This is a genomic window from Sporosarcina sp. ZBG7A (genome assembly GCF_000813425.1).
In the GTDB taxonomy this organism is placed as follows: Bacteria; Bacillota; Bacilli; order Bacillales_A; family Planococcaceae; genus Sporosarcina.
Window position 1 is genome coordinate 31848 of the sequence record NZ_JWIB01000013.1, and the last position, 12170, is coordinate 44017.

The 12170-nt window shown below is 43.6% G+C and carries 11 protein-coding genes; 3 read left to right on the forward strand and 8 right to left on the reverse strand.

Annotated elements, in window-relative coordinates; translation table 11 throughout:
* Positions 1 to 54 precede the first annotated feature (54 nt).
* Positions 55 to 1788: an AMP-binding protein gene (locus tag RL70_RS05310; protein ID WP_039042387.1), complete on the forward strand. Its 1734-nt coding sequence runs from the start codon at positions 55 to 57 to the stop codon at positions 1786 to 1788.
* A 124-nt stretch (positions 1789 to 1912) separates the two neighbouring features.
* Here the strand turns inward: RL70_RS05310 and RL70_RS05315 are convergent, their stop codons facing one another.
* From RL70_RS05315 to RL70_RS05335, 5 genes are all read right to left on the reverse strand, one after another.
* Complete coding sequence (locus tag RL70_RS05315) at positions 1913 to 3346, reverse strand: GGDEF domain-containing protein (protein WP_039042388.1); 1434 nt, start codon at positions 3344 to 3346, stop codon at positions 1913 to 1915.
* 197 nt (positions 3347 to 3543) lie between these two features.
* Positions 3544 to 4626, reverse strand: a complete 1083-nt coding sequence (locus tag RL70_RS05320; protein WP_231567237.1) for a DUF871 domain-containing protein — start codon at positions 4624 to 4626, stop codon at positions 3544 to 3546.
* Between the two features lie 68 nt (positions 4627 to 4694).
* Positions 4695 to 6074 carry a PTS transporter subunit EIIC gene (locus RL70_RS05325; RefSeq protein ID WP_039042390.1) on the reverse strand — a complete coding sequence of 460 codons (1380 nt, stop codon included), beginning with the start codon at positions 6072 to 6074 and terminating at the stop codon, positions 4695 to 4697.
* Positions 6075 to 6124: 50 nt separating this feature from the next.
* Positions 6125 to 7018, reverse strand: a complete 894-nt coding sequence (gene murQ, locus RL70_RS05330) for an N-acetylmuramic acid 6-phosphate etherase (RefSeq protein ID WP_039042391.1) — start codon at positions 7016 to 7018, stop codon at positions 6125 to 6127.
* A 111-nt stretch (positions 7019 to 7129) separates the two neighbouring features.
* A complete protein-coding gene (locus RL70_RS05335; RefSeq protein ID WP_039042392.1) occupies positions 7130 to 7969 on the reverse strand; it encodes a MurR/RpiR family transcriptional regulator in 840 nt (279 codons plus the stop codon).
* A gap of 759 nt (positions 7970 to 8728) precedes the next feature.
* Here RL70_RS05335 and RL70_RS05340 point away from each other — a divergent pair.
* Positions 8729 to 8992, forward strand: coding sequence for an excalibur calcium-binding domain-containing protein (locus tag RL70_RS05340; protein WP_039042393.1), 264 nt, complete (start codon positions 8729 to 8731; stop codon positions 8990 to 8992).
* 28 nt (positions 8993 to 9020) lie between these two features.
* A complete protein-coding gene (locus RL70_RS05345; RefSeq protein WP_039042394.1) occupies positions 9021 to 9206 on the forward strand; it encodes a hypothetical protein in 186 nt (61 codons plus the stop codon).
* Between the two features lie 37 nt (positions 9207 to 9243).
* Here the strand turns inward: RL70_RS05345 and RL70_RS05350 are convergent, their stop codons facing one another.
* The 3 genes from RL70_RS05350 to RL70_RS05360 form a co-directional block, all read right to left on the reverse strand.
* On the reverse strand, positions 9244 to 9744 hold the full coding sequence (locus RL70_RS05350; protein WP_039042395.1) for a DUF1648 domain-containing protein: 501 nt from the start codon (positions 9742 to 9744) through the stop codon (positions 9244 to 9246).
* A 106-nt stretch (positions 9745 to 9850) separates the two neighbouring features.
* On the reverse strand, positions 9851 to 11077 hold the full coding sequence (locus tag RL70_RS05355) for a DUF819 domain-containing protein (protein ID WP_039042396.1): 1227 nt from the start codon (positions 11075 to 11077) through the stop codon (positions 9851 to 9853).
* Positions 11077 to 12087 carry a dipeptidase gene (locus RL70_RS05360; RefSeq protein ID WP_039042397.1) on the reverse strand — a complete coding sequence of 337 codons (1011 nt, stop codon included), beginning with the start codon at positions 12085 to 12087 and terminating at the stop codon, positions 11077 to 11079. Before RL70_RS05360 ends, RL70_RS05355 begins: the two co-directional genes overlap by 1 nt.
* Positions 12088 to 12170: the final 83 nt, after the last annotated feature.

Here is a 12170-nt window from a genome sequence, read left to right on the forward strand (position 1 = left end):
ACAAACTTCGAACGATGCATGGATTAGGTCATATCTCGAGAAGGCGGTGGTCAAATGAACGTTAAACTTTCGAATAGAGAAAACTACGATCAAGATTTGCCAGAAACACTGGATATTCCGAACGTCACGGCAGGTGCCATATTAAAAGGTAGTGTGAAACAATACGGCGCTAAAAATGCCTATATTTATCGCGATACACCGATTACGTACAACCATATTTACACAGAAGCGAAACGTTTTGCGAACTCCTTGCGCGAACTCGGCATTGGGCGCGGAATGACGGTATCGACTCACTTACCTACCTGTCCGCAATACGTAGCGGCTTACTATGGCATTATTTTATCTGGGGCTGCTTACTCTCCTCTTAATCCGTATTTACCCGTAGGCGATTTAACGTATCAGCTGAATGATTCTGAAACAAAAGTTGTTGTGACGCATGAATCGGTTGCTAGTTCTATTGCGGAAGTCCTTACAGATACAGGTGTTCAGCATGTCATTATGACAGGTGACTCTGAGATCTATACGAACGAGACCCCTGTGGATGTATCCATGCACGAAGGATGGCACAGCTTTGCCGCGCTCAAACGTTCTTCGTCTGATGAAGAATTCGATCCTGGCATAGACCCACAAGAAGATTTAGTCCATATCGCGTATACGGGCGGAACAACTGGCAGTCCAAAAGGAGTCATGATCACCCACGCAAATCTAGTTAGCAACATAACCCAAATAGCTGCTTGGACGGCAGGCGCATTGCCTGTAGTCGATGACGACGGTGCACTTCTATTTGTAGCGGTTGAGCAAGATTCTGAAGTCTACAAGGAAAAGTATTTGATCCCCCTTGGTGAAGAGATTCGGTTAAGCCCGTCCCCCTTGTTCCACATTACAGGTGGGATTGGAATGATAGTTTCTCCAATGTCCCTAGGGGTTACGACACTTTTACCTGACCGCTTCATCCCGACACAATTCCTGGAACTAATCGAGAAGTATAAAGTCTCTTCCATTAATGGAGCGCCGGCGATGTGGAATGTGTTGCTGAACCTACCAGGGATCGATTCCTATGATTTCTCCACGATACGGAACATTAGCTCAGGAGCTGCACCTCTTTCTCAAAAAGAGTTGGCACTACTGAAAGAGATGTTCCCGAATGCACGGGTTGGTGAAGGATATGGTCTTACGGAAGCGACTGCTTCAGTTGCAGGTAGCGTATGCCTAACTGGCGGAATTCACAAAATCGGTACTGTCGGCTTGCCTACGTGTAATACCGAGATTAAAATCGTCTCACTTGATGGGCTGAGTGAAGAGTCTCTTCATTACGGTGAAAGTGGTGAAATTTGTATCCGCGGTCCACAAGTTATGAAGGGCTATTTCAACAAGCCGGAAGAAACGGCCGCAACTCTTCGGGATGGCTGGCTGCACACAGGTGATATCGGGATCATGGATGAAGACGGATATCTTGCGATTGTCGATCGAAAAAAAGAAATGCTCATCTACAATGGATACAACGTCTATCCGAGTCGAATTGAAGAAGTAATCGTCTCTCATCCTGCGGTACAAAATGCGATCGTCATCGGAAAGCCAGTAGAAAGTGTCGGTGAGATTCCAAAAGCGTTTGTGATCGTCAAACCAGGGAGCACGATTAGTGTTGAAGAGCTGATGACGTACACGAACGAACGTGTCGTCCACTACTCTAAAGTGCGCGAACTCGAATTCCTTGACCAATTTCCAATGACGGCAGCAGGAAAGATTTCAAAGATCCATTTGAAAAAGATGGAGCTTGAAAACCAATGATTCTGGACGCTTCGCCCTAATGGCGAGGCGTTTTTTTGATACCCTGCAAGTGCAATGCCCACTTCTCTTCCCCTTTAGAACGCAAAGAGCACCTTCATGATAGAAGGTGCTCGCTCATTCAACATTACTGCATCGTAGAGCTTTCAAATGCAGATACCTGATTTTTCCCATTCGCTTTTGACTGATATAATGCTTGGTCCGCACGGTAAAATACATCTGCAAACTTTGAGTACGCACCATTCGCATTGTCTGCCATGCCGATACTCACAGTGACAGGTATGGGCTTTTCATTGAAAGTAATCCTCAGTTCCTGGATTTCAGCTAGAAGTTGGTTGACTCGTTCCTTCGCGTTATCCAAAGAATCCCCGTTTAAGATGAAGACCAGTTCATCTCCCCCATATCGTGCTAATAACTCCGTTGAGTCCGATTTCCATAATACACTTTGGCATATAGTACAAATCTCGCGCAACGCTTCATCGCCAGCTAAATGACCATATGTATCGTTGATCGACTTAAAATTATCGAGATCGAGTGCAATACAGGAAACAGAACTGCCCGCTTCAGCTGCTTGTGCCAACCAATTTGATGCTACTTCTTCTAAGTGTCTGCGATTGAATAATCTAGTCAGATAATCTATTTTTGCATTACGTTCAATGGAAGCAACATTATGCTTCACTTCCAATTTCAGCGCAGTCATCGCTAATTCCTGTTCTTGTAACGTCTTTAACACCTTAATATATTCTTGCTGCACGACAAATCCTAGTTGTCGATCATCTAGAATTTCACATAAATCACAGCGTCTTTCTTGAATCTCCCTCAACAATAGAAGATTTTTAATCTCCGACGCTTCATTTTTGGCAATATCAAACGATTCCAGAGCACTTGAGAACTCTTTGTTCTCCACTAAATAACGACCATACAAATCGTAGCACTGCGCTTTTTCTCGCTTATGTGTGGATAAGATAGGGTCTGCCAACATCTGTTCAATCATCGGTCCCGCATGACCTGTATCGCCAAGCCCCACATAAGCATTGGCAATGTTCAACATCACTCGGAATTTGAGGATCGGACTGTCAGGCACGTACCTTTCTGCCATTTCAAGCCCGATCAGACCATTTTCAAGAGCACCTTCATAATCCTTCTCACTCGCACAAATATGGCTATAATTACTGTAGGCATTACTAACCATGTTCCAATGCTTAAGACGCGTTCCCAATTCAATGCCTCGCATTAATGCGCCTTTTGCTTTTTCGTATTCTCTATTATAATCGTACAAAATGACAAGGATATTGATGCCGTTCAGTTGTTCGTTTTCATCACCAAATTGGGAACAATATTGTAGATGTGCGTCGACACTTAAAAACGCCTCTTCAATCGCACCGATGCTATAGAAAGCGGAGGCATGATGGATATGCGCACACAGTACCGCTTTATGATCTCGTTGTTTCAATCCATTTTCTAGTAATACATCACAATGCTCAATTAACTCTTTATAACGACCTTCCACCCGTAACTTTAAAGCCTTTTCACGCATGGGAGTCAACAATTCGTCTGTCATTCGCATTTCCTCCGTAATCACACTAGATAGCAGTGGGGATAAAAACTAAAAACTTATTTCCTCTTATAGTAACATAGTCCGACGCTTATAGACTCATTAAATTGAATAATAGTTCCACATTGCACTAATTTTTACTGATTCAGATGTTTTAAGCTAACTAAAAACACCTCCTCTGCACATCGTCAGAGGAGGTGTTTTTAAACCCAAACTATTTCAAATTGCTGATTGCCACCGATATGATTCAGTAAAGCTACGTCTTCTTCGACAACTTGTCCGAGGACGTTCACGCGCTCGTCAGCAGCCAAATCTGTTTTTGTCACTTGAAGCTCACCTTGATAGCGTAAATAGCGATCATTATCGACGGTAATCGTTCCTGCAGGTCGCGATGCGCAATACTGCGCAGGAACGGGACTGCCTGATTTCATAGCCGCTGGACGGGATTCGCTGGACCGAATGACGTCGCGCGCACTGTCTGGACGGTTCGTATGAAGGGTCGCAGCTGTTTCAAGTGCTTGGTCATCTGCTTGTTCTGCTGCCTTTGCACGGAGACGAATGATGTTTTTTTGATATGCTTCAAATTGCGTTAAGCTCGCCTCACTTAATCCTGGATCTCCAATGAGCACTTTATCGACATGTGCATCATTCATCAGTTCTAAACTTGATGTAAGTGGAGATGCATGACGGTGTTTTTCGAGTGTCGGCAACGTTTCAAACAACGGCCCTCGAAGTTGTCCATCACCTGGTGCAAAAGCCATGACCCGCACACCTTCCTCATGTAGCCAGTTGTTTCGTTTGATGAAATCTTCGAGACCAAGTGCCGTTTCCGGTCGTGGATAAAAATTATGCCACGCTTCGGTCGCTTCAAGTCGAAGTCCTGCAGCTTTCATCTCACTCAGTTCTTCGTGTGTCACTGTGCTGGCGTTCAACGCAACGCGCATCACTTGCGACAACTCAGCAATTACTTTTGGAGAAATCCCATAATCCAAACGTAATCCGCTGATGCCCCATTCTAGTAATCCTTCTGCTTGTTCCAATGTGAATCCAAGACTATCGAGCGCACTTGGACTCACATCCACCATCAGCTCCATCCCTAGTTCTCGTGCTAATTTGCCAAGTTGTTGAACCTCATCCTTGTAGGCAGATGCATCATTTTCCGGAATATGAAGTGACGTAAAAATAGACTGGAACCCAGCAGCACTCATTTCTCGTATACGCTGTTCGTGTTCCGCAAAGCTTACTGTTCCTAAATAGACAGACATGCCAAGCATCTCGTTCACCATCCTTTTCTCGTATAAAAAAGTAAGGCACTCATCCCCATTATAGCTAATGGAGATGAATGCTGTTTTTGTTAAATATCGCGTGCCATTTCTTCTTTAAACCCAAATAGGTACGTGAATAGGAATCCGCCACCATATGCGATGAGCAACCCAAGGAAGTAGTACAAGTACTTGCCGTCATCGATTAGTGGAATGAGTGAAATCCCTGATACACCGATTCCTGTCGCTGCTGTGTGCATCACTGCTTGGAATGCACCACCAAGTGCTCCACCCATACAAGCGGTGATGAACGGACGACCTAGTGGTAACGTAACCCCGTATAACAATGGTTCTCCAATCCCGAGGAAACCAACAGGCAATGCGCCCTTGATGATGTTACGGAGACGACGGTTTTTCGTTTTCACGAAGATTGCCATTGCTGCACCTACCTGACCAGCTCCAGCCATTGCGAGAACTGTCAGCAGTGCCGTATTTCCATACGTGTTGATCAATTCCAAGTGGATTGGTGTGAGTCCGTGATGCAATCCGACCATAACGAGCGGAAGGAAGAATCCTGCAAGGACAGCACCCGCGACAACTCCACCTACGTCCAGAACGGCGATCAAACCTTTTGTAATCCCGTCCGCCAGCAGACCCGCAACCGGTACAATTGCATAGAGTGAGAAGAAACCGACAGTGAGTACGGTAACGAGTGGAGTAAAGATGATATCAACCGCTGCAGGCATAACTTTGCGCACATTCTTTTCGACAAACGTCATGAGGAATGCTGCAAAGATGACTCCGAATAAACCACCTCGTCCGACAACTAAAGGTTCACCATAAATCGTAATCTCTGCAAGGAATGGATTGAATAAGAACATTCCGGCGATTGCACCTAGTACAGGTGTTCCACCAAATTCTTTCGCAGTGTTCCAACCAACAATCACCGCTAAGTACGTGAAGACACTCGATCCGAGAAGTAGTAAAATTTGCATCCATGTCTGGGTCGGATCTACACCCGCGTTTTTCGCAAAGTTTGCAGCTCCATTGATAATCCCTGAAGCGACAAGTCCTGGGATCAGTGGGATAAAAATGTTACCAATACGTCTTAGGAAACTTTTAAACGGTGTACGGTTTTTCTCTTTTCTGCGTTCATTGTCAATCGCAGCGCGTTCTTCAAATGTCAGACTGTCGTACTCCGGCTCAGACTCTTCGCCGATGCCAAGACCCGTCAACTGGCTCATTTCATCCGCAACCCGATTTACAGTTCCTGGTCCAATGACGACTTGTAATGTTTCATCGACGACAACCCCCATGACACCTTCAACTTTTTTTAATGCGGCAATGTCTGCTTTACTATCGTCCTTCAGTGTTAGACGAAGCCGCGTCATACAGTGGGCGATTTTACGAATATTATCTTTGCCGCCAACGTGTTCCAGTATGCCCGTCGCCATTTGTTGCTCTTTTCTCATCCTGAACCCTCCCTCTCTCTTCTTACTAGTGAATGATTTATCAAAACCCTTTATGCTTGCTGTGTAGCTTTTCGAACAAATCCACCTGTTGCTTCAATCCGTTCTTGTGCCTGTTCTTTCGAGCAATCGAGTAGGATCATGACGGTCGCTGTTTTCACGTGCTTGCCAGAAGCTTCATAGAAAGACGTTGCAGTATGTAGATCCACCCCAGTTGCTTCCATAATAATGCGTTTCGAGCGTTCTTGAAGTTTCAAGTTCGTCGCTTGCACATCGATCATCAAGTTTTCGTACGCTTTTCCGATCCCAATCATCGCAGCAGTTGAAATCATATTCAGCACCATTTTCTGTGCGCTTCCTGCTTTCAGTCGTGTTGAACCCGTCAACACTTCAGGACCTGTTGCAAGTTCGATTGCAATGTCAGCATGACTACTCATTTCAGCGCCTTCATTACAACTAATACTAATTGTATGAGCGGCAGTCTTACGTGCATAGTCCAGTGCGCCAATGACGTAAGGTGTTCTACCGCTTGCTGCGATACCGATGACAGTATCCGTTTCGTTCAGCTGGATATCCTTCAAATCTTGGATTCCGAGCTCTGGATCATCTTCTGCACCTTCCACAGCCTTTGTGAACGCTTTCAATCCCCCGGCTATTAAACCGACTACCATGTCAGGTGATACCCCAAACGTCGGCACACATTCAACAGCATCCAAAATACCAAGACGTCCACTTGTTCCAGCACCGATATAAATCAGTCTTCCACCCTTTTGAAACGAATCTATAACTGCCTTGACCGTTTTTTCAATCGTCGGCAACTGTGCATGAATCACCTCAATCGCGGATCCATCCTCTTTATTCATTGCTTTCAACACATCTGCAACACTCATCGTATCTAATGACATCGTATGTGCATTGCGTTGTTCCGTGCCTAACTTCTCAAGCATGCGCCCACTCCTTTCAACGTCTCATTGGCTTCATTGTACGCTTTAAGGAAATTACAAGTCAATAGTTTAGTTGAATTATATGAAATGTAATTTCATTTTATGCAAAACTCATTATCTTCTTAATTTCACCGCCTGTTCCCGAGCATTCTGATACCGATCTATAATGGACTCGCCCATTTGGTTTACTAAACTAATATACAAGCTATCGATTACTGTAAGTTGAGTCATGCGAGACGTAATACTTCCAACGCGAAAATCCTTCTCAACATTCGGTGTTGCGAGTTGAATATCAGATTCCTTCGACAAAGGAGATTTGTTCAAGTTTGTAATGGTAATTAGAGTAGCTCCTTGTTTTTTCGCAAACCTTGCGAGTTCAACGACATCCTTTGTTTCACCAGACATACTGATTGCGACAAACACATCGTTTTCGCTTAAAAAAGGGATAACCGAGAGCATATAATGGAAATCCGCATGATACTCCACTTGGTACCCGAGTTTAGCAAACTTGAATTGAGCATCCATCGCTGCAATCGCTGAGCCACCAACTCCGTAAAACAATATCCGGTGCGCCGATTGAAATGCTTTCACAGCCTTTTCGAGTTCTTTCTTTTCAATTGAAGCAAGTAACAAGTCGATTGCTCCACGATTCACATGTACTACCTTTTGAAACAATTCATATGGAGAATCTTTTTTCTGTGTGATTGAAAAGTCAGTTATGTATTCTTCCGTAGTTGCAAGCTCTTGTGCCAATAAAATCTTGAACGCTTTGAAACTACCGATCCCCACTGACTTGGTGAACCGAACAACAGAGGCTTCACTGACGTCAGTCTTTGCAGCCAATTCTCTCGTAGTCATCGTTGGGATCAGTTCCGCATGATTCAGTATATACTCCGCAATTCTTAGCTCTGTTTTTGAAAATCGATTCAATTGACTCCTAATTTGTCCTAACATTCTGATTGCCTCCTACTCTATTCTTTCCATTATGACCGAAGTGATAGTCCTTTGACAATGTTCATTCGCAAGTTTCTAATATTGCTGGAAGTGTGGTGATTAATTGGTGGTGCTTCGCGCGATTAGGGATGGGCTACCTCTCTGTCAGCTACCCTTTTTCCGGTCTCCGACAGTTCTTAAGGTTTGTCAGACATGTAGGGAGTGTTCTTCGACACTGGCCGAAGTTTCTCCATCACATATGCTCATTTCTCCGACACTTAGCGGAGTTTCTCGATATCAGGACACAATTCAATGGCTTTAAGAGATTAATTAGTGGCGCTTCGCGCATTTAGGGATGGGCTACCTCTCTGTCAGCTACCCTTTTTCCGTTCTCCGACAGTTCTTAAGGTTTGTCAGACATGTAGAGAGTTTTCTTCGACAATGGACGAAGTTTCTCCATCACACGGGCTCATTTCTCCGTCACTTAGCGGAGTTTCTCGATATCGGGACACAATTCAATGGCTTTAAGAGATTTATTGGTGGCGCTTCGCGCGTTTAGGGATGGAAATCCACTATGCAGGTGTCGAATCCGCCAGAGCAAGCCTATTATCAGCCAGTTGACAAGTACAATCGACCAAAATGCATGATGAATCGGCCACATGAGTAAATTAATCGAAACCCATGTATAATTCATCAATCTATTCAATAATTTGTCTTTCCATCCAACTGGAAATGTTGTATGATTATCTTAAAATTCAACAATTGAATGGAGCGCTTATGATGAAAAAAATTGGAGCTGTTCTGACCGCTACAGTATTAGCACTCGGAGTCGCAACAATCCCTGCACAACCTGCTGATGCTGCACCCACTAAATTCAAAAATTGTACAATGCTGAATCAGACGTACAAAGGCGGAGTGGCGAAGAATGCTACTGTACGTAACAAAGGTGGAAAGACGAAATATACACCGACTGTCAACGCAGCAATTTATAACTCCCATACAAAGTTAGATCGAGACAAAGACGGCATCGCTTGCGAACGATAAATTATTTAAACGCGGGGGAGGGATTGTATTGACGAGTAAGAAACTCTTTTCCATTGGATACCTTATATACGTAATTGCCCTAGCTTGTGCTTATTTCATCGTCGAACCACAAAATATTCTAGCTCCCGTTTTGGCACTCACCTTGTTATTCGGTGTCTATCAAATCTATATTTATATAATTCGTCCTAGACGACAATTGAAGCCCCAACAGTAAAAGAAGCATCCTCCACTAGTCTGGAGGATGCTTCTTTTCATTTTATCTTCCTCTGTTGAACCACACCTATATAGATTACGATAAACATTAGCGCAAGTATGCTGCCGAAACCCCATTGACTCATCGCGTTTGAATCACCAAGTCCGACGCGAACGATTTCCCACTGGGTATAAGCCATTAAAAGAAGTGAGAGGTTTTTCACTCGGTTTAAGAGTTCCCGGCTAGATTGATAAAAACGCGGCGCATTCATTTCATTTAAACGCCTGGGATAGTTATGCCACTCTGGATGACGTTCCAAAAATTCAAGCAACGCAAACAGTCCCACACTAATCATCGGTACTAGCAACAAGACCCATTTCGATCCATAGTTATCTACTTCCCCTAATGCGTTAAAGTGGATTGGAACCTGCTCAGGTAGCTGATTCCATTGAAAAAGGGTATAGAAGATAACTGCGATAAAGAGCCCGATGGCAATGAGGTCAAAAACTCGATTAATCCTTGTTTTGTGAGTTTCTACATGTTGGGGTAGCTTTTGCAAGTCGTTCACTTCCTTTTCGTATCTACTCTTTAATTTACGAAAAGATGTAATGAAAGTTTCAGTTAATGCACTCATACTTCTAAAATTCTATTTTACCTTTTCATGCTCAAATTAATGTTGAAAACCAAAGTCCTAGCACCGTACCGATGTAATTTCCGATAATATAGCCAAGGGTCCCAACGACCAATATTGGGCCAATCAAGTCTTTCCATCCTTTTGCGATTGCTAATGCAGCGGCAGTCGTTGGCCCACCAATGTTAGCATTACTCGCTAAAAGTGTATCTTCCAAATTAGCATTCAACAGTTTTCCTGCCGTCAACGAAACGACCATATTGACCATGACAATGATGAATACGAAAACGAGAAGCAATGGTGCATTTTGTACGATTAATGGAATCGATGCCGGTATCCCAATTACCACAAAGAATAAATAAATCAAAAATGTCCCGAACTCTTGGCTCCCATTGATCTTTTCAAAATAAGATGGAAACAATGCTAATACAATAAACGTCACCGTAGTCAATACAAGGTATTTATCGCCAAAAATCGAATGTGCCAAGTTCATAATTCCTGAAACTTTCTCACCAGAAGGAATTAGCCCCCCAATAAACTCTGCTAGTTTGAAAGATACGATAACAAGGAAGAAAGCTGTACCAATCGCCATTGCGATATCTTTTAACGATATGTCTTTTCTCTTCCAGAAACTTTCCGCTAACGTCTTCCCATCTTCTTGCGTAACTCCGTTTTCCACTTGATCGATATGTGGTGTAGAATAACGTTTTCTAAAGAATCCGATTGTCGGAATTAGCATCAAGATGACAAAGTAGACAGCCATCATCAAATTATCTGCGACGACTGTTGCTGAAACGAGATCCCCAGGTGCTTCAAACTTTCCTGCCATTGCCGCAAAGTTCACACCACCTCCAACGTAAGACGCGCTGATCATCCCACCGATTTTATCTAGATAAGGGATGTGATCTTTCAATAGAAAGAAGCTAATGATTGTTCCAGCGACAGTTCCAATAGAGCTCAACAGGAATAACGCCAGCAACTTGCCACTCTCGGTCCATATTTTCTTAATGTTGACATGGAAAAGCAGAAGCGGAATCGCTAGCGGGATAATGACACCCCACACTGCGTCGTATACTGGAGATTCAGTAGGTATGATGCCAGTATTTGATAGAAAAATAGCGCCCACTAGCGCAATGATTGCTCCCGAAATCTTGGAGGCCCAACTGAAACGTTGTTCTAAATAGATACTGAGAGATGCCACGACGACAATGATTCCCCATAGTGTGAGCGTGTCGTCAGGCTGAATCCATGTATTCGTCATTATGTACGCCTTCTTTCTGATATCAGATTGGTCATGAACCCCTCTGCATTTTTGTAACTGATTTCTTCTATTTCCTCTTGAGAATACCCACGGTGTTTCATCTGTTCCAGTAATGCTGGAACTTTCGTGACATCCTCTAGCCCTTCCGTTAATACATCCATACCTCCGCCTAGCGGATGATCACTTAAGTAATCAAGAAAGTCGAATCCAAATGCAACATGATCGATGCCTGCAATGGATACAATATGGTCGATGTGATCAATAAATCGGTCAACGGTTGGATGTCGTTCATCGACAAATTCTCCATAAGCATTCAATCCGATTAACCCATTGCGTTCGGAGACGACACGTATTTGAGCATCGGTTAAATTCCGTTCATGATTGCATACAGCTCGGGCGTTACTGTGCGAAGCGATAATGGGAGAGGTTGTGTTGTGGATGACATCCCAGAAACTAGTCTCATCCAAATGAGAGACATCGATGATGAATCCTGACTTCTCTGACTTAGCTAGCAAGTCTAGCCCTAGTGTAGTTACGCCGCGCTCTCCATCGATAGAAGATGCTCCCGTCCCGCTCGCGAAAGCGTTTTGTTCGTTCCAAGCCATGATGATGTGTTGAATATTTTTTTCTTTCATGAATGCGAAAGTGGTGTCGATCGTTTCATTTTCTGACTTGGTAATCCACTGATCTAAGGAGGATAAACCCTCTATACCTAGATAAACCTTAACTTTCCCATCTGAAATAGTCTCTTCCTGAATACCATCGATAGGCTGAACAACCGCGTGCTTTGACTCTAGTAAGTCTGCCTCAACGAACTTGATAAGATCATGAAAACGCTCTAGTGGTTGATGAGAAAAAATAGGTTCCGTCCAAAACACACATATGATTGAACTTACACCCCCTTTTTTCAGTGCTGGATAATGGATTCTGTCAAAAACGTTCGTCTCCCCACGTGCTCTTCGGAAGGCGATGTCCGTAAACAAATCTGAATGTAAGTCGAAAACTTTCATAGAATCCTCCCTTATAAATATTCTAATATATTGGAATTTATACATTGTATCATATTTATCAATAGCTACTTTTACTTTTCCAT